The 17,988-nt window shown below is 46.8% G+C and carries 15 protein-coding genes and 1 pseudogene; 7 read left to right on the top strand and 9 right to left on the bottom strand.

What is annotated here, in order from left to right; all coding sequences use genetic code 11:
- Positions 1-95: 95 nt before the first annotated feature.
- From QFZ80_RS02000 to QFZ80_RS01985, 4 genes are all read right to left on the bottom strand, one after another.
- Positions 96-365 carry a hypothetical protein gene (locus QFZ80_RS02000; RefSeq protein ID WP_307556995.1) on the bottom strand — a complete coding sequence of 90 codons (270 nt, stop codon included), beginning with the start codon at positions 363-365 and terminating at the stop codon, positions 96-98.
- Between the two features lie 347 nt (positions 366-712).
- Positions 713-958 (bottom strand): hypothetical protein, encoded by a 246-nt coding sequence (locus QFZ80_RS01995; protein WP_307549338.1) that lies wholly within the window; start codon positions 956-958, stop codon positions 713-715.
- A gap of 47 nt (positions 959-1,005) precedes the next feature.
- Positions 1,006-3,057, bottom strand: a complete 2,052-nt coding sequence (locus QFZ80_RS01990; RefSeq protein WP_307556993.1) for a molybdopterin oxidoreductase family protein — start codon at positions 3,055-3,057, stop codon at positions 1,006-1,008.
- 74 nt (positions 3,058-3,131) lie between these two features.
- Positions 3,132-4,319, bottom strand: coding sequence for a helix-turn-helix domain-containing protein (locus QFZ80_RS01985; RefSeq protein ID WP_307556991.1), 1,188 nt, complete (start codon positions 4,317-4,319; stop codon positions 3,132-3,134).
- Positions 4,320-4,536: 217 nt separating this feature from the next.
- Here QFZ80_RS01985 and QFZ80_RS01980 point away from each other — a divergent pair, with 217 nt between their 5' ends.
- Genes QFZ80_RS01980 through QFZ80_RS01960 form a run of 5 tightly spaced genes read left to right on the top strand, consistent with a single transcriptional unit; the run spans position 4,537 to position 9,665 of the window.
- On the top strand, positions 4,537-5,577 hold the full coding sequence (locus QFZ80_RS01980; RefSeq protein ID WP_307556989.1) for an ABC transporter substrate-binding protein: 1,041 nt from the start codon (positions 4,537-4,539) through the stop codon (positions 5,575-5,577).
- A 52-nt stretch (positions 5,578-5,629) separates the two neighbouring features.
- Complete coding sequence (locus tag QFZ80_RS01975; protein ID WP_307556987.1) at positions 5,630-6,508, top strand: ABC transporter ATP-binding protein; 879 nt, start codon at positions 5,630-5,632, stop codon at positions 6,506-6,508.
- Positions 6,501-7,337, top strand: a complete 837-nt coding sequence (locus QFZ80_RS01970; RefSeq protein WP_307556985.1) for an ABC transporter permease — start codon at positions 6,501-6,503, stop codon at positions 7,335-7,337. Before QFZ80_RS01975 ends, QFZ80_RS01970 begins: the two co-directional genes overlap by 8 nt.
- A 26-nt stretch (positions 7,338-7,363) precedes the next feature.
- Positions 7,364-8,707, top strand: a complete 1,344-nt coding sequence (locus tag QFZ80_RS01965; protein WP_307556983.1) for an LLM class flavin-dependent oxidoreductase — start codon at positions 7,364-7,366, stop codon at positions 8,705-8,707.
- A gap of 25 nt (positions 8,708-8,732) precedes the next feature.
- Positions 8,733-9,665, top strand: a complete 933-nt coding sequence (locus tag QFZ80_RS01960) for a TauD/TfdA dioxygenase family protein (RefSeq protein WP_307556981.1) — start codon at positions 8,733-8,735, stop codon at positions 9,663-9,665.
- 115 nt (positions 9,666-9,780) lie between these two features.
- Here the strand turns inward: QFZ80_RS01960 and QFZ80_RS01955 are convergent, their stop codons facing one another.
- From QFZ80_RS01955 to sdaAB, 3 genes are all read right to left on the bottom strand, one after another.
- Positions 9,781-10,389, bottom strand: coding sequence for a C40 family peptidase (locus QFZ80_RS01955; RefSeq protein ID WP_307556979.1), 609 nt, complete (start codon positions 10,387-10,389; stop codon positions 9,781-9,783).
- 283 nt (positions 10,390-10,672) lie between these two features.
- Positions 10,673-11,560, bottom strand: coding sequence for an L-serine ammonia-lyase, iron-sulfur-dependent, subunit alpha (gene sdaAA / locus QFZ80_RS01950; protein WP_307549350.1), 888 nt, complete (start codon positions 11,558-11,560; stop codon positions 10,673-10,675).
- Positions 11,561-12,238, bottom strand: coding sequence for an L-serine ammonia-lyase, iron-sulfur-dependent subunit beta (gene sdaAB, locus QFZ80_RS01945; RefSeq protein ID WP_307555748.1), 678 nt, complete (start codon positions 12,236-12,238; stop codon positions 11,561-11,563).
- A 151-nt stretch (positions 12,239-12,389) separates the two neighbouring features.
- Here sdaAB and QFZ80_RS01940 point away from each other — a divergent pair, with 151 nt between their 5' ends.
- Both QFZ80_RS01940 and QFZ80_RS01935 read left to right on the top strand, forming a co-directional pair.
- Positions 12,390-12,701 (top strand): Gfo/Idh/MocA family oxidoreductase, encoded by a 312-nt coding sequence (locus tag QFZ80_RS01940; RefSeq protein WP_307556977.1) that lies wholly within the window; start codon positions 12,390-12,392, stop codon positions 12,699-12,701.
- Positions 12,698-13,674 (top strand): annotated as a pseudogene (locus tag QFZ80_RS01935) (Gfo/Idh/MocA family protein). Before QFZ80_RS01940 ends, QFZ80_RS01935 begins: the two are co-directional and overlap by 4 nt.
- A gap of 84 nt (positions 13,675-13,758) precedes the next feature.
- Here QFZ80_RS01935 and QFZ80_RS01930 read toward each other — a convergent pair.
- Entirely contained in the window at positions 13,759-15,093 is a 1,335-nt protein-coding gene (locus QFZ80_RS01930; RefSeq protein WP_307549352.1) for a redoxin domain-containing protein, read from the bottom strand.
- Between the two features lie 260 nt (positions 15,094-15,353).
- The gene (locus tag QFZ80_RS01925) at positions 15,354-17,765 is read right to left on the bottom strand and encodes a hypothetical protein (RefSeq protein WP_307556975.1); all 2,412 of its coding nucleotides are present in this window, start codon (positions 17,763-17,765) and stop codon (positions 15,354-15,356) included.
- Positions 17,766-17,988: the final 223 nt, after the last annotated feature.

Raw genomic sequence — 17,988 nt, 5'->3', positions numbered from 1 at the left:
CATACTCCCTTTCAAGCTAATTTTATTGTCATTTATTTAGGTCTTAGAGGGGTATTATTAGGATTTGACCGCCTTAGCGGCAAGTCTCGGTCAGCTTAGTTGCAAAAAGTGCAGCAAAATGTCTCGCTCCACTTTCGCTCCATTCGGGCCTCCGAGACAGCCTTTTCTGCCTTCTCAGGCCGCAAACCCGCTAACTTGCCTGCTCTCGACATTGAGAGGTCTTTTTCAGACGTCTCGCTCCACTTTCGCTCCATTCGGGCCTCCGAGACAGCCTTTTCTGTCTTCTCAGGCCGCAAACCCGCTAACTTCCCTACTCTCGACATTGAGAAGTCTTTTTCAGACGTCTCGCTCCACTTTCGTTCCATCTGAGCCTCCGAGACAGCCTTTTCTGCCTTCTCAGGCCGCAAACCCGCTAACTTGCCTGCTCTCGACATTGAGAGGTCTTTTTCAGACGTCTCGCTCCATCTTCATCCTTGTTTTTCTGTACCTGTCACCCTTCCTCTGAGTCAAGTACACCCAGCTAGCTGCTCTAAGTGAAATAATACCAAAGTTGTGACCAAATTGGACGATCATGGAACAACAGGGGAGTTATCGAGGAACTAAATTGAAACTAGCAGCAGTTCGCTTTTTACTTTAAAGAACGGATAGCCCTAGGCAGTAAAAAGAAAAAACCGATCCATAGGGATCGGCGTTTGGAATCTATTTTTTAAAACTAATATAAAGGTTTCGTTTGGTACACAGGTGGTTGAGGCTGAGGGCATTGCGGGAACGGGAGAATATCCCGAATTTGATTGAATGCATAATGTTTGGTAGCAAATTGGGTGTGATATAAATATTCGATCACGTAAATAGACCCACCTTCAATACTACACAGAATACCAGAAACGCCGGTGCCGTCCACTAGGGATACACCTACTGGTCTTCCGATCCAAGCATACGCTTTGTGCTGTAATGACATAGGTCATCACCTCCTGAATTACCTTATGCGGCGAAGCGCCTAAGGGTTCAGTTTACTTCGCGCTTCTCTATCCTAACACGGCCCGAAAAGAACGTAGCGCCACCCCCCATATCGGCTACTCGGTCAGGCGTAAGCGCGTTAACCAATGCCTTGTTCCCCGGCAAATCCGCCCAAAGCCCTTGGCTTACAACCACGCCCGGCAGCACATCTGAGCCAGCCGTTACGACTAATTCGCACTCTCCGCGATCATTCCAAACACGGGCAACATCGCCACTGACCAAGCCTAATGCGGTCGCATCTGCCTCATTCATATGAAGCTTCGGCGTTTTTTCCATTCGGATATGCTTCTCATTATGAGCAAAAGTCGAATTCAAGAAGTTATGATTCGGTGCCGGAACGAACAAGAATGGCAGGTCCTCTTCGCCCACCAGTGGCGTATATGTCGGAAGTGGCGGGAAACCTTTACTCTCCATCTCATGAGAATACAGCTCGATCTTTCCGCTCGGTGTCTTTAATTCCCCAGGGAATAATGGCTTAACATCCGCCTTGATAAACTGTTTATCGAGCAGTGTTTCATACGATATTTGGTTCAGAGCCGGGTTTCCGGGATGATCCAAAGCCTGGCGAATCAAAGCTTCATCGGTATCCCTCAAAGCTTCATCCTCATAGCCCATCTTTGCCGCCAACAAACGAAATACATCCACATTCGCTTTGCTTTCCCCATAAGGAGACATGACGGGAAGCTGAAGGTGCACATATTGATGCCAATAGGAGCGATAAAAGTCCGTGTTTTCAAAGGAGGACGTTGCTGGAAGCACAATGTCTGCATACTTCGCTGTTTCGGTCAGAAACAGGTCATGCACAACCGTAAACAGATCTTCCCGTTGAAGCCCCTCTCTCACCTTATTTGCATGAGGAGCAACTAATGCCGGGTTGGAATTGTACACATAAAGCGAACGAATAGGCGGATCAAGTTCCAGTAAGGCGCTCCCCAATAAATTCATATTGATTTGCCTAGCTTCCTTCTCCCGCAAATCAGGTCGCTGTAAAGCTGGAATATTGTGCTCCAAGTAGGCGCCATTTCCTTTAATCGCGCCGCCGCCTTTATGCAGCCACTGCCCCGTTAATGCTGGTAAGCAGGCTATGGTCCGCACACACATCCCACCATTATCATGGTGCTGAATGCCGTTTCCAATTCGAATAAAAGATGGCGAAGTCTGACCGTATAAGCGAGCTAAGCGGTAGATATCTTCCACAGGTACGCCCGTTATTGTAGATATCACAGAAGGATCATATTGGCGCACATGTTCCCTTAGCTCCTCATGCCCAGCGGTATATTGATGCATAAATGCTTCATCTACTAAGTTCTCATCGAACAAGATATGCATGATACCGAGAGCAAGGGCAGCGTCTGTTCCTGGCAAAATCGGAATAAACCAGTCCGCCCAGCGGCCTGTTTGGTTCTTATGAGCGTCAATCACGATGATTTGCGCGCCATTCTTACGGGCTTTCTCAGCCAACATAACCTGATGCATATTCGTGCTGACCGCATTAATGCCCCACATGATGATCAGCTTGGCATGAACCGTATCCTCTGGGTCTGTCCCGAAGCTGCCTCCCATCGTATACTTGTAGCCTTCAGTTCCTGCCGATTCACAGATCGAATACAGCAGTCGGCTCGCACCCATCCGATGGAAGAATCGACGATCCATCCCTTCCGTCCCGATCCGCCCCATGTTGCCATAAAAGCTGTAAGGCAAGATAGATTCTGCGCCTTCATCCTCGATCAGCTTTTTCCACCGACTTGTAATGGTTTCGATCGCTTCTTCCCAGGTAATTCTTTCAAACTGACTGCCTTCACCCTTAGGACCTACGCGCTTCATGGGATACTGCAGCCTTTTATCATCATATATACGTGCCGTCATGTTCCGGACTTTATTGCAAATAGCCCCTTGTGTTACCGGGTGATTGGGGTCTCCCTCTATTTTAACGATCTTTCCAGCTTCTTTATGAAGCAGCAGGCCGCATTGATCTGGACAATCCAGTGAGCATACGGCTGGGAAAATACCATTTTGTTCATCACGCATCGTTGTAAGCATTTGGCACTCCTTTCAACACTTCAATTCTTTTTTACTATATACCGAAATGAAGCGAAGCGAAAGCCTCTTTGCAATTAGTACAACTGCTCTACGGCCCAATCCCCTTCCAACGGATCACAGCTTTCAAGGGGCAGCTTTAATGCCTTAATGGCTAGTTGCAAATATTCACCTTTGAAACAGATTTCTTTGGATGATGGAACTGATAGCTGCTGTAGAGCGTTCATATCTTTCGAATAAAAAGCAGCATCCCATCTAACTTTAGCGATTATGCCTGTTGTAATTTCTGGAGGAATTCCTTTGGCTCGGGAAATAAGCTCGGCAGCTGCATGAGGATTATTACGGATAAATGCATGGACCCGAACATGTGCTTTTAAGTAAGCAACTGCGTCTCCTTCATGATGTCGCGCCCAATTCTCATCTGCAACGATTCCTGTCAAATAATTCTCTCCCATTCCCTCTGGAAAAAGCACCTGACCTACGCCGTGGTATTGGGCCAAGCTAATATACGGCTCCCACATGACACTTCCGGCAAGCTTCCGCTTCACGATCCCCGCCATGCATTCATCCATTTCTTTATGTTCAAAATGATTCTCATGACCTCCAAGCGATTGAAGCAGCTTCGATAAACGATAACCCGCACTCGATTGCGCTGCCGATGAAAGCGGCCACCCGCAGATCTCCGAAATATCGTTGATCTCCAGCCCTTTGCGCATAACGAGTGAAATCCCTTGCCCACCGGAGGTTTTGCCGTCAAAGGCCAGTAGAATAGGGCGAAATGCAGGCAGCGTCTGACTCAGTGATTGACTAAGTACAATAGGATAATCTCCAAGGGAAGCAATCTGGATGTTGCCCCCAATCAAGCCCTGCAGCAGCAACGCTCCGTTAGCTGCATCCAACCATTTTACATGCACAGAACGGCTAGGATTGACTAAGATGAGCTCTTCCTCCAACCAGCCAAGCTCTTTCATGATGAGCGCTGTCCACATATGGGCCGTTCCGCTTTGATAACCAACCGTTATCGTCGATAGCTCCTGAGAAGTGATAGTTGTTGCTGCACCTGAGGCAAATGACGGATTCTGTATGCTAAAAGAGTGATGACGAACCCACTGCTCCAGTTCATTTTTATCAATTAGGATTTCTTTCCCTATTTTCACAAAAGGGAGCTGCTTTAATTTACGCCATCTGTCAAAGGTGGATCGGCTTACACCAAGCAAATCTATCGCATCATGCAAAGAAATGAGGTTGAATCGCTGGTTGGTCATGGTCATCGCGCCTCCTGCCGGGATTAAGATGGTCATTCATCGTCATTCATGTTCATGTGTTTCCAATTCATTGACAGTTGGGTGGGCTGAGATTATATTTCATTATAGAAATATATTCATAGTAAGTCTATAGGAATTATGTAATTTACGACCAGACCTCTGGAGATAACTTGGTTAGAAATCAACGAAAGCAAATTATCGTTAGGGGGATATGAACATGACTCATTTTGCTAAAAAAGGCTGCACGACAGCCATCGTATTACTTCTTGCTTCCTCTTTACTTTTGACAGCCTGCGGAAAAACAGAGGTCACTGCATCTGCGAGCGGCGGCACACCTGAAGTCACTGAGCTTCGTTATCAAGGAGGTGTTGGCTCTGTTACTTTTCCAGAATTAGCTGATGATCTGGGGTACTTAGCTCCTTTGAAGCTGAAATTTATCGGCAACACGATTAGTGGTCCTCAAGATATTCAAGCCGTCGTTACCGGGGATACCGACTTTGGCGGAGCTTTTAATGGGGCTATCGTGAAATTGATATCTGCCAAAGCTCCGATTAAGCCAGTTATTGCTTATTATGGTGTCGATGAGAATACGTGGACGGGATATTACGTTTTGGATGGCAGCCCTATCAAATCCGCTAAGGACTTAATTGGCAAAAAAATTGCAGTGAATACACTAGGCGCTCACCATGAGTTCGTCATTAAGGAATACTTGCACAGAGCCGGCCTAACGACGGAGGAGATTAAGCAAGTAACGCTAGTTGTCGTACCTCCAGTCACAACGGAACAGACGCTGCGCGCAGAACAAATCGATGTAGCCACCCTAGGCGGTGTGCTGCGTGACAAAGCGCTGGAGCGCGGCGGCATCCATCCTTTGTTTAAGGATATCGATCTGTTTGGCACCTTTAGTGCCGGCAGTTATGTGTTGACTGAGAAGTTCATCAAAGCGAATCCGAATGCTTCGCGAAAATTTGTGGAAGCAACCGCCAAAGCTATTGAGTGGGCTCGCACAACACCGCGGGATGAAGTTGTCGCTCGTTATGAGAAAATCATTAACGCACGAAGCAGAAAAGAAGATACTTCGACTGTGAAGTTTTGGAAAAGCACCGGTGTTGCCGGTAAAGGCGGCTTGATCTCAGACAAGGAATTCGATACTTGGATCCATTGGCTGGAGGACGAAGGCGTCCTTAAAGAAGGGCAATTGAAGATCAAAGGTCTGTACACGAATGAATTCAATCCTTTTGTAAATGAGAAAAAATAACTGCTTATGAAGCCAGTTTCCGACTGGTGAAACCGTTAAGGAGGTGCTGCAAATGACAGCTAAAATTAGCATTCAGCATGTGCAGAAATCGTTTCGAATTCAAAGAAACCTAGGGCATTTGAAAGAAGATTTACAGCCTATTTCCGCCCTAAAGGATATCAATTTGGAGGTGAAGAAGGGCGAATTCATGGTCATTGTCGGCCCTAGCGGCTGTGGTAAATCAACATTGCTCGACTTACTTGCGGGTTTGACGAAGCCAAGCAGCGGGCAGATTCTGTTAGATGGCAAGGCCATTACAGGCCCTAATCTCGATCGCGGTATCGTATTCCAGCAGTATGCACTATTCCCATGGAAGACAACGCTCGCGAATGTGGAATTTGGCCTCGAAGCCAAAGGGGTGGGTCGCAAAGAACGCCGCAAAATAGCCCTGGAGTTTATTCATCTGGTTGGGCTTGCCGGCTTCGAAAACCGTTATCCTCATGAGATCTCAGGAGGCATGAAACAGCGTGTTGCGATCGCCAGAAGCTTGGCCTACGATCCTGAAGTACTGCTGATGGATGAACCCTTTGCTGCGCTTGATGCGCAAACTCGTGAAACCCTGCAAAGCGAATTGCTGCGTATTTGGGAGGCTACAAAAAAAACGATCATTTTCATCACACATGGCATTGAAGAAGCGGTTTACTTAGGCCAGCGTGTCGCTGTAATGACCTCTCGTCCGGGGAGAATCAAGAAAGTGATTGATATTCCTTTTGAATCACGAAGAAGTGAAGAAGATTTGCGATCTCATCCTGACTTCGTCAATCTGCGCCATGAGGTGTGGGATTTGCTTAAAGACGAAGTAACGAGAGCCCAGGAGCAAGAGATAGCCAAGAGCTTGGATGGCTTTGAACACAATAAATCTGCGTTAAAAGGGGGCGTTATGAATGGCTAGTGTGAATGCGGGGAAAGCCCTGGTTCTTCGTGAAAAAGAAAGCTTTGATGTCGCCCTATGGTCCTTAGCGAAGCTGAGAAAGCTGTTCAAAAATGCCATTGTCATCGTTGCTTTGCTTCTCGTATGGGAAGTGGCGCCTCGCGTAGGGCTTGTTGATCGAACGTTCTTCCCTCCGATTTCCGAAATAGCGGCTGCTTGGTGGCAGCTTCTGCTGTCCGGTGATCTTACCGAGCATACGAAAGCCAGCTTATCGCGTTCTTTGGGCGGATTTACGCTGGCAATCCTCATCAGCATTCCTCTTGGTCTGGCCATCGGTTGGTGGAAGCCCGTATCGGAGTATCTCAATCCCTTGCTCGAATTATTGCGAAATACGGCCGCACTTGCCATACTGCCGGTTTTCATACTTTTGCTCGGTTTAGGTGAAACCTCGAAGATTGCTATCGTGCTGTATGCCTGTACCTTTCCGCTTCTACTGAACACCATAAGCGGCGTCAAAAATGTCGATCCACTTTTGATCAAATCAGCTCGTTCGATGGGTTTATCGTCAGTCAGCTTGTTTCGCAAAGTGATTATCCCCGCTGCAACCCCGACTATTTTTGTAGGCATTCGGCAGGCCGGAGCCGGCTCTATTCTAGTACTCGTTGCCGCTGAGATGGTCGGTGCGAAGTCCGGTCTCGGTTACTTAATTCAATACACACAATTCAGCTTTCAAATTACGAATATGTACGCGGGCATTATCTCTATTTCGGTTATTGGTTTAATTATTAATTACCTACTCGTTACGTTGGAGAAGAGATTGACAGGCTGGAAGCAAACCTATAGTGAGTAAAAAAATAAAAAGGTGCGTGAGTGATCATGAGCAAAGCGAAAAGACAACTGCATTTAAATGTATTCATCATGAATACAGGACATCATGAAGCATCTTGGAGACACAAGAACACAGAGCCGGAGAATATTACGGATATTCGATATTTTCAACGGATTGCGCAAATTGCGGAACAGGCTAAATTCGACTCTCTCTTCTTAGCAGATGGGTTGGCGGTCAGTCAAAACATTAAACATGGCGCGTTTGTTGGGCTTGAACCCTTCACTTTGCTATCCGCCTTAGCCTCGGTAACCGATCATATCGGGCTTATCGGCACCGTCTCTACTACCTATAACGAACCCTTTCATGTCGCCCGCAAATTTGCCTCGTTGGATCACATAAGCAAGGGTCGCGCAGGCTGGAATATCGTCACATCCGGAAGCTCCTTCGAGGCAAGCAATTTCAGCAAAGATGACCATTTGGAGCACAGCAAGCGCTATGAACGGGCCAAAGAATTTTTAGACGTAACGACCAGTCTGTGGGACAGCTGGGAAGATGAGGCCCTGATCATTGATCGAGAGTCGGGCACCTTCGCAGATCGAAGCAAGGTCCGGGAAATCAATCATGTTGGCGATACCTTCAAAGTACGCGGTCCTCTGAATATACCAAGGTCTCCGCAGGGATATCCTGTGCTTGTTCAAGCCGGTTCTTCCGAATCTGGCAAAGAATTCGCTGCTCAGTATGCGGAGGCCATATTCACGGCTCAGCAAACACTCGTAGAGGCCCAACAGTTTTATTCGGATGTAAAATCAAGACTTGCCAAGTATGGCCGATCTCCTGAGCAGTTGAAAATCTTACCGGGCATCTGCACTATTATCGGCCGCACCGAATCAGAAGCCAAAGAAAAAGAGCAAGAATTAAACGAATTAACCGTTCCGGAATATGGACTAAATCAGTTGTCCAATATGTTGAACATTGATTTATTCTCATATCCGTTAGATGGACCTCTGCCGGAGCTGCCAAGCCTGTCCGATATCAATGGGAATAAAAGCCGATTCCAGCTTGTCGCTGATCTAGCGAAGCGCGACAATCTAACCATTCGCGGGCTGCTTCATCGTCTAGCTGGCGGACGCGGTCATCGTACATTTGCTGGTACGCCTATCCAAATAGCTGACCAGTTGGAAGAATGGTTCTTACACGGAGGCAGTGACGGGTTTAATGTGATGCCGCCTTATTTACCAGCCGGATTGGAAGAATTCGCACAGCTCGTCATACCAGAGCTGCAGCGAAGAGGATTGTTCCGAACGGAATATTCAGGAACTACCCTGCGGGGACATTTGGGCTTGTCCCGACCTGCTAATCAGTATGCGACTGCTGCCGTTGGAGGCGCATAAATATAATTAACTGGAGGTAATTCGTATGCGTACAAATGAACAAGTTAAGGTAACTCCCAATCACATTGAGGTGCTTCCGATTGCAGGCAGAATTGGCGCAGAAATAAAAGGGGTGAGCCTTAACGCTGATCTGGATACTCAGACGGTTAAGACGATCCGCGAGGCGTTATTGCAGCACAAAGTCATTTTCATTCGTGATCAGCATCAACTGGATGACGCGGGACAGGAGGCTTTTGCTCGCCTGCTTGGCGACCCCGTTGCTCATCCTACGGTGCCAATTAAAACTGGAACTGATTACGTTCTTGAGCTTGATTCCGCTCATGGTGGGCGGGCCGATTCTTGGCATACCGATGTGACCTTCGTCGATGCTTACCCGCAGGCCTCTGTTCTCCGTGCTGTCGTGGTTCCCGCTTCTGGAGGAGACACCGTTTGGGCGAATACCGCTGCCGCTTATGAGCATCTCCCCTCTGAACTGCGTACTCTCGTAGATCAGCTATGGGCGCTGCATAGTAACGACTACGATTATGCCGCGCAGCGTCCTGAAGTCTCTCCCGAGAAGGAGCGTCATCATCGGGAAGTATTTGCCTCCACGGTGTATGAAACTGAGCATCCGATCGTTCGTGTGCATCCAGAGACGGGTGAACGCACCCTTGTGCTTGGTCATTTCGCGAAGAAAATCCTAGGCCTATCTTCCGCAGATTCTGCCCAACTATTGTCTCTACTACAGGGGCATATTACTAAGCTGGAAAATACAGTTCGTTGGCGTTGGTCTGCCGGAGATGTCGTGATCTGGGACAATCGCGCAACGCAGCACTACGCGATCAACGATTACGGTAACCAGCATCGGATTGTGCGTCGAGTCACCGTTGACGGCGATATTCCGGTGGGTATCGATGGCCGACAGAGTGTAACACGCATCAAACAGCCCTCCGAGTCGTTAACCAAAACGAGCGCTTAAATAAATGACCCACTACAAGGTTAATTGACCTTGTAGTGGGTCATTTATTTGCTAATCCAATACTCCGCCACCCAGAATAAAGCGGTGCTGCAAATGAAAATTCTTTTCAATAATCTTATCGATCCGAACCCCGCCAGTTTTCTTTGAAGCCGAATGAATGATCTTCCCGTCTCCTAAATAAATTCCCAAATGAGTAATCGGTTTCTGGGAAGCATCTAATCCTGCGTAAATTGCCTCGAAAACTCGTAAAGAACAATAAATCGCCCCGTCGGGCCTTGCTTATATCACGATATTTGCGTTTAGACAAAGCATCTACATAAGCGGCTTGTTTTCTAGCATCCCAAGGTAAATCCATTCCAAGTGCACTCAAATATACCCAACGTGTGAAATCAGAGCAGTCAAACGAAGAGGGCTCCAATCTGTTAGAACCATAAACATAAGGTGTCCCCAGGAAGCTGAGGGCCGTATCTATCACATTCTCTACATAGCCACCTTTTTTGGGAGCGATGTCGGGATTGGGGAAAGCCTGAATCAAGGGGAAGCCGTTCGGTAAGAGCGCCTGCTTCGCACTTCCCGTCGCCAAGCTCCTCACCTGGTTGATTGTATAGAGCTGATCTGCCCCCAAATCCCCTATATACAGCTCCGCATCGCTGCTCGTTAAATTCCAGTCCGACATTTTGTTATCGGTCTCACGCTCTATGGCAAGGTTCGAATGCTCCTTCATGCCCTGCTGCTCAATTTTTGATCTCTGGGAGCATCCGCTATGAATAGAAAATATGCAGGCCAGCAAATAAAGACGACCGCATTATCCAAGTCATCCAGTAAACCCCTTGTCAATGTGATGCAGTTAGGATGCCAAATTTTTGTAAAAACAAACAATGATGAAAAACATCGTTTCAGGAGCATTCTTCGTCCGAGGCGAATCCAACAACTTTAAACATGTTTTTCATTGTTACGGGAAACAAAAAAAAGCCCGCAGGCGAAAACCCCACCCACAGACTTGATTATTAACGCTGCTTCTTGCCCAAATTCAGCTCTTTCATGATTTGTTGACCTGTCGGTGTCTGGGCTAAGCCACCTTTGGCTGTCTCGCGGTGTTTCTCCGGCATAGCCGTGCCTACTTCATACATCACTTGAACGACTTCATCCGAAGGAATAACGGATCTGACACCGGCTAAAGCCATATCGGCTGCTGCCATGGCATTAACCGCCCCAAATCCATTACGGACGATACAAGGAATCTCAACCAAACCGCCAACGGGGTCGCATATGAGCCCCAAGGTATTCTTCAGCGCAAGCCCCACTGCGTGCATCGCCTGTTCCGGCGAACCGCCGCGAAGCTCCACGAGCGCACCTGCCGCCATACCAATGGCGGACCCAACTTCAGCTTGGCATCCTCCTTCTGCACCGGAGACGAAGGAGTTGTTGGCGATAACATAACCGATGGCACCAGCGCTTAACAAGCCATTTACCATATGGTCGTCATCCCATCCAAATCGCTGCTGACTGCTAATGAAAACACCGGGGATAATCCCACAGGAGCCAGCTGTCGGTGTGGCAATGATACGTCCCATGGATGCGTTAACTTCTGATACAGCAAGCGCATAAGCCATTGCTTTGCAGGCTTCTTCACCTAAGGACGCTTCTGTCGTTGTCATGTAGCTCGTAACACGTTGAGCGTCTTTCCCCGTCAACCCGCTTCGGGATGTTGTATCTTCAGTCAATCCTTTGGCAACGGCTTCTTTCATGATTTGGTAATACGCCCGCATCTTTTCGAATACATACCCAGGTGATTTACCCGATTCTTGACTTTGATCAGCAAGCATGACTTCAGCAATGGTTAATCCTTCGGAAGTACAGACTTCCGTTAATTGTTTCAATGTCCGGAATCTCATTTATTCGCCTCTTTCTGCGAGGTCCACTTTTTTTATTTCGTGTATCATACTTAAATTCTTAAGCTCTTCTATAAGCGAATCCGGAATCGATACATCCGTTTCGATCACTGTCATCGCTTCCCGATCGCGACCCTTCCGATCCAAATCCATGAAACCAATATTGATTTGGCTGCGCCCCAATAAGGCTGTAATATCTGCAATCATGCCTGGACGATCATGATGGGAAATAACTAATGTAGGGTATACCGCAGTAAATTTTACATCAAATTGATTCACATTTACAATCTCAACATTGCCTCCGCCGATCGATGCTCCCGTCATACTCAATTCCCGTGTATCGGATGTAAGAATGAATCGAACGGTGTTGGGATGATCAGCTTTATCTTTACTTGTAAGAAAGGCAATCTCCACACCAAGCGCTTCTGCCTCTTCAGCAGCAACAGGAATACGCGGATCATCGGTTTCATAATCCAGTAGACCGCCAATGAGCGCCAAATCGGTGCCATGCCCCCGGTAGGTATCCGCGAAAGAACCGTATAGGGTGATTTCAACCTTCTTCGGCTGTTCGCCAAGCAGTTGTCTGGCAACACGTCCTAGCCGGACCGCTCCTGCGGTATGAGAGCTTGATGGACCGATCATAGATGGTCCGATGATCGAAAACACATCTTTAAAACGCATCATGCAGCTCTCCTAACATATAGTGTTGTTACCTTTACTCCCATTGTATGAAGCCAATACAATAAAGACAAGTCTTCAATGCGTCCTTATATTACCATAATATCACAATCTGGAAGCATTTTGGGGATATCACGGCCCCTTCCAAACTGCTGTGGAAATTGCGGGCAGCAAAGGCATCATTCGAAACGATAGTCAAAAAAGCAGTTCTCTGCAAATCTGCAAAGCCCCTTCCGATTCAGATAGACGTTTCGCCGAAGTTCCGCAAAGTCCAGGATTCTCTAGCCCCTATGACTTGGAGATAGCCTATTTCATTCAATGCATTCGAGATGGAAGCGAATCCATCGTAACGGCTAACGATGCTTATAAAGCATTGGAAATTACCATGGCTGCGCTGGAATCAGTACGTACAGGGAAGTCCGTTCAACTGCAGCTGAGCTCAAAGCTCGGGGAGGAAACAGCATGAAGAAATTAAAAGTAGGTATGATCAGTTTTGCACACGGCCATGCATACTCTTATTTGAATTCGCTCAGGGCCATGTCGAATGTCGAAATTACCGGTATCGCTGACGAGATTAAAAGCCGCATAGAAGAAGTAACGACCAATTATGGACTGCCCTATTATGAAAATTATGAGGATTTGCTCGCCACAGATCTTGACGCAGTCGTCATATGCTCGGAAAATGCTCGTCACGCAGAGTTAAAGATAGCGGCTGCGAGATCCGGCAAGCATGTGCTTTGTGAAAAGCCGCTTGGCATTTCCGTCTCCGAAATGGAATCCATGATTACCGCTTGTAAGGAAAACGGGGTTCAGCTTATGACTGCGTTTCCATGCCGGTATTTGGCTTCGGTTATTAAAGCGAAAGAAGCAGTCGAACAGGGAGAGATCGGCGATATAAGGGTACAAATCGCGGTTCACTTCCTTCAGGTTGGTTCCTCCAATCGGAGTTATCCGGTGGCGAGGCTTTGTTGGATCATACCGTACACGTCATGGACTTGATGAATTGGATGACCAAATCCGAAGTGAAAGAAGTCTACGCCTATTCAGCCACTTTATTTAACGATAATCTGGATATTGATGATGCTGGTATGATACATGTCAAGTTCGTAAGTGGGGTGTTTGGCGTCTTAGACACTAGCTAGTCGCGGAACGCGTCATTCCCTACCTGGGGAGACGTGACGATGACGATCATCGATACGAAAGGAACCATTTCGGTCGATGGTTTTGCTCAAAAAAACGAGCTATATAGTATGGAAAATGGAAAAGGCGTATGGAATTTCTAGGGTGACTCCATGGATGATTACTTGGTGAAGGCATTTGTTGATGCCCTGCTGAATGGCGAACAGGTGCCGATCACCGGGGAAGATGGATTACGTTCAACCGTTGTCGCCTTAGCGGGTTACAAATCTGTGGAATTGGGGCAACCCGTTTTGTTATAAGGGCGAAATTGTAAAAAAAACACCTTTTCAAAATACGCTAAAATGCGTCCATGAAAAGGTGTTTTCAATTACTCTGGAAAATCATTATTTCGTCTTTTTCGTTCTCTCATCCAAAGCATTCAGTTGGTCCACATGATAGTGCATATCCTGTAAGATCTCACTTACTTCACTATTTATCGTCGTTTCAACTTCCCCAATTTTACTCAGATCAATTTGCGCTTGGTGCTGGCTATCCTTGATGTGGTTCAGTTCGGTACCTAGCTGCAGCGTGTCATTGGCGATCACTTTAACTCCATCCGATATGGTAAGGATATGGGCTGAATTTACGGATATTCGTTCTCTTACCGTATTCATCGTTTCTTCAAACGTAGAAAAAGACGAAAAGCTTTCATTAATTTTCTCATCAATCGCTTGCAGCTGCGCTGTGATATTACCTGCCGACTCCTCCGTTCCATGAGCCAGTTTGCTCACTTCCTGGGCGACAACGGCGAAGCCTTTGCCATGCTCTCCTGCACGAGCAGCTTCAATGGATGCATTTAGCGCTAGAATTTTGGTTTGTCGGGAAATTTTGGAGATGACCTCACTCATCTCATTAACGACAAGGGTCATACTAATTAATTCATCCATCAATCCGCGTGTCGTTTGAATGTTATGACTTAATTGTTGATTCAACTGCTGAATATCCGTGAATTCATCGGATGTTGTGTTCAGCTGATAACTATATTGGTTTAATTCCTCAGACTTTTTCTCATAAACACTGACAAACTCCTCTAATTGCTCATAATTACCTAGAGAAGCTTTCTTAAGTCCTTCAATATTATGTAGATTGTCCTCTATACTCTTCGTCACATAGGCAGCAGAAGTATTCACGTGCTGAAGAGTGGATTTCATATTCGCTAAGAAAACCGGAAGCTCCTCTTGGATCGAGTTACCTTGGTCAGATACAATAGAAAGGGTATCTATCACTTCTAAAATCTCCTTCGCAGACGGTCGATCCGCTTGGTTCTCACCAATATAGGAATAACGAATGGTTTGATGTTCATCAATAATATACGTGCTTGGAATCGCAATTCGGAATGAGTCCCATTTAATTGGCGTGAAAACCTCATAAGACTTTATGACTTCTCTCGTTTCGTCCGAAAGAATGGGGAATTTGATGCCATTGGCATTAACATAATCTTTGATGTTGGCTAGCTTTTGACCAGCGATGGCAATAAGATTGATGCCCTTTTCCAAAAATCGTTCATAATACTCATTTAACTCTGGCATCTGTTTCTGGCAATTATGGCACCATGTTCCACGTAAAAAAATAATAACTAGCGGCTTGCCCTTGAAATCTTCCAGTCCCTTAATACCTTGTGTAGAATCTAGTCGAAATGGTGCTGCCTTTTTCCCTATAGATAAACCTTTTTTAGCCATGCTGCCACCCCAATTTAACATGATATTCGTAAATAGCTTCCTTCAGTCTAGCTGAAAACCAGAGGGAATGCTACCATATTTCGGATATAAAGTTGATATATTCGACAAAAAATGACCCACTTCTAGGCCAATAGCCTTAGTGGGTCATTTCATATTTCTATCCGTAAGGTTCTACCTCTGCTAAAGACATCACATAGCGATTCGCATCCACCATATCAACCAGATAGGAGTTTGGATCTGCAATCGTCATATTATCACACTCATTTCTGATGGATAAACCGTACATCACCCGAAATGCCCCATTTGACGAAATGCGACTCCTTCACCTTGGTTAACTCAGGAGCATCAGGGCGATCTGCAAAATTTTTGATTCCTTTATATTGGTCGGGACTCGTCAAGTACCGATCACCGTCGATGTGACGATGGGGGCCATACATGTTGAACGTGCTTGGATAAAGATTAACCTTCAGTTCATAAGAACCTGCAGCCAGCTCCTTCGGAGTTGGCACTTGAAAGTCCGGTCCCCAGCACCATCCCAGCTCTTCACCCGCCAACCAAACACGCGCTGCAGAGGCCTGAACATCGGTTAACTGCAATGTTGTGACGCTTTTTTCATCCATATGGATCATTTTGCTCATGGTAATCGGTAAGCCAGCGAACGGGAAACCGGATGATATGAGGTTAGCCCCGTCAATAGCTGCAGGCATGGGAACTAGCTTAAATGGTCCCTTTAGCATCCACTGATGTTCATCCTTTTCCATCGGCTCATCTTGACTGATTACTGCAAATCGGCCGCGCAGAAAAGCAATTGGACAAGCTTCCCCTCCCTCTAACGGAGAAACCTCGATGGTGAGCTTGCTTGCTAAGGCAAAAACAATCTCTGGCACATTGACTTCAAAACCGCCATGCTTAGGAACGATCGTAAGTGATTGTCCGTTAATCCGAACTTCCTGTACACGATCGTGTACAAAGAGCAGCATACTGCCGATCTTTACCGGCTGTTCCAAGGACAATTCCGCCGTTAATTTACCATCTGACTGATCTTGAAACTCTACATAGATTTGATTCGTTTGCGGAGGTTGAACGGTCCAAGGTGACTGTCTCACACGAGAACTCACTTCATCGTTCGGTATCTCAGGTACTCTACTTGGCAGCAGTTCTTGCCAGTTGTCCGAACCGTAAACAAGGATGCCGGCTGATCGCATCTTATCTTCCATCCCCGTATCGTTCCATCTGCAGCCATCTGCCACCAGCACATGGTTATAGTCACGCTTTCCGATCCGTAGAGTGCCATTCATGAGGATACCGTCTTCCTCGATCACCCGCTCCTCGGATAATTCGTAATGAATCCCAGACGCATAACAAGCTTCCACTAGTGCCAGCAGCTTCTCATTGATGATACCGGAGGCTGATCTCGGAATGTTGGAGCCATCGTGTTCATTCATTTGCATGGTGTCTTTTGGGTCGAAAGTTGCCATAATGCCGCGAGTTGGCGTAACGATCAAGACATTTGGTTTCGCCTTCAAATCGGGCAGCATCGCCGCTTGCTCTTGGAGCGATGCCAGCAGTGCTGGAAAGGCATCTTTCCACGTCACATGGTTGGGCATAGACGGCGGCCAGTCTTGAATGGCTTTCGTATTCAGCTTTAGTTGATTTAAATGAAGCACGAATTGCTCAATACCGTGACTCGCCAGCCACATGACATAATTCGTGAAGGATTCAGGGGAAACACCCCAACCGCTGCCGCCCATGGCTTCAACGAGAGAAGCGCTCCGTCCCTGCTGCATAGCAACAGAGTGAACGATCCGTGGATAGTAATTATTCCCTGGGTAACGCTCCAAAGCATCGATGGCCGGCGTTTCAACCGCTTTTAGCACCTGAAAGCAAGAGCCACTATAAGAGAGCTGAAAGAATGGACTTTCCTCCGCTTTAAGATGAGCTGTAAACTTCTTGCCATAGGTTTCGCACCAATCTGCCACTGGTTGATAGAAACCTGCAAGGATCGCGTCTGTCAACAGCTCCCAGTAGCGGACACGGAAGCGCTCGTAGCCTTCTCCTTCGATAAACAGAAGCGGCAATAAAGGAAGCAGCGCTTCCCCGTATTTCGCTTCATATTGCTGCGCGAACCGATCATCCCAAGGAATTGCACCTGTTTTGACCGTGATGCCATGCCCATCGAGAAACGCCACCTCGTCAGAGAAGAAGCCAGTCACATAGTCGAACGCTTCAGCGGATAACCCTTTGCGATAACCATCATAAGTGATATCAATAAATGTGTGCGTGGCTACCGGATCTAAGGAGGAGACCGCCAATTTCGAGCCAAACGAGATGCGGCCTCCATGTTCATCCTGATCTGAAACCCATTCGACCCACTTACATGTTGAATTCGGAAGTCTCTTCATGACTTCACCGCCTGCCGTACCGGAAGGCCAACCATTTTCATCATACATCCAGAAGATCATCCCCGTAGTCTTCGCGTAGATAATTAAGTCAGATATGATGTTCAAATACGATTCACTCATATAAGCGGGCGTATTCGGATAAAACCTCGGATGAAAAATGACGCCGTCTACTCCTGCAAGACGAAGCTCATCGATCCCAGCTTTCAGTTCTTCCAGATTTAGAGCGTCATTGATCGACCAAAGACTAAGAAATGACAAACGATTTCGCACGATCATTCACACCTTTACCCGACAAGGGGCTTTATTGTTAATTTTGGCCCATTTTTCAAGTTGGAGTTGCAGCATGTACAACATTTCTGACCTATTTATGGGAAAATGGCCTGTATTCACTCCGAATTGTTGCATTTTATACAGCAAAAACAAGGAGGAAAGCACGATAGAGGTCCAATTGTTGCACTTTTTACAACAACATACTTCCAGCGTCTTGATAACT

The sequence above is a fragment of the Paenibacillus sp. V4I7 genome (assembly GCF_030817275.1).
Classification (GTDB): Bacteria; Bacillota; Bacilli; order Paenibacillales; family NBRC-103111; genus Paenibacillus_E.
The sequence above is the reverse complement of the archived record's forward strand: the minus strand, read 5'-3'. Positions and strand labels throughout refer to the sequence as shown.

Coding starts and splice junctions, on each gene's coding strand:
- QFZ80_RS02000 (WP_307556995.1), bottom strand. CDS start 365: ATGGAACGAAAGTGGAGCGAGACGTCTGAAAAAGACTTCTCAATGTCG.
- QFZ80_RS01995 (WP_307549338.1), bottom strand. CDS start 958: ATGTCATTACAGCACAAAGCGTATGCTTGGATCGGAAGACCAGTAGGT.
- QFZ80_RS01990 (WP_307556993.1), bottom strand. CDS start 3,057: ATGCTTACAACGATGCGTGATGAACAAAATGGTATTTTCCCAGCCGTA.
- QFZ80_RS01985 (WP_307556991.1), bottom strand. CDS start 4,319: ATGACCAACCAGCGATTCAACCTCATTTCTTTGCATGATGCGATAGAT.
- QFZ80_RS01980 (WP_307556989.1), top strand. CDS start 4,537: ATGACTCATTTTGCTAAAAAAGGCTGCACGACAGCCATCGTATTACTT.
- QFZ80_RS01975 (WP_307556987.1), top strand. CDS start 5,630: ATGACAGCTAAAATTAGCATTCAGCATGTGCAGAAATCGTTTCGAATT.
- QFZ80_RS01970 (WP_307556985.1), top strand. CDS start 6,501: ATGGCTAGTGTGAATGCGGGGAAAGCCCTGGTTCTTCGTGAAAAAGAA.
- QFZ80_RS01965 (WP_307556983.1), top strand. CDS start 7,364: ATGAGCAAAGCGAAAAGACAACTGCATTTAAATGTATTCATCATGAAT.
- QFZ80_RS01960 (WP_307556981.1), top strand. CDS start 8,733: ATGCGTACAAATGAACAAGTTAAGGTAACTCCCAATCACATTGAGGTG.
- QFZ80_RS01955 (WP_307556979.1), bottom strand. CDS start 10,389: ATGAAGGAGCATTCGAACCTTGCCATAGAGCGTGAGACCGATAACAAA.
- sdaAA (WP_307549350.1), bottom strand. CDS start 11,560: ATGAGATTCCGGACATTGAAACAATTAACGGAAGTCTGTACTTCCGAA.
- sdaAB (WP_307555748.1), bottom strand. CDS start 12,238: ATGCGTTTTAAAGATGTGTTTTCGATCATCGGACCATCTATGATCGGT.
- QFZ80_RS01930 (WP_307549352.1), bottom strand. CDS start 15,093: ATGGCTAAAAAAGGTTTATCTATAGGGAAAAAGGCAGCACCATTTCGA.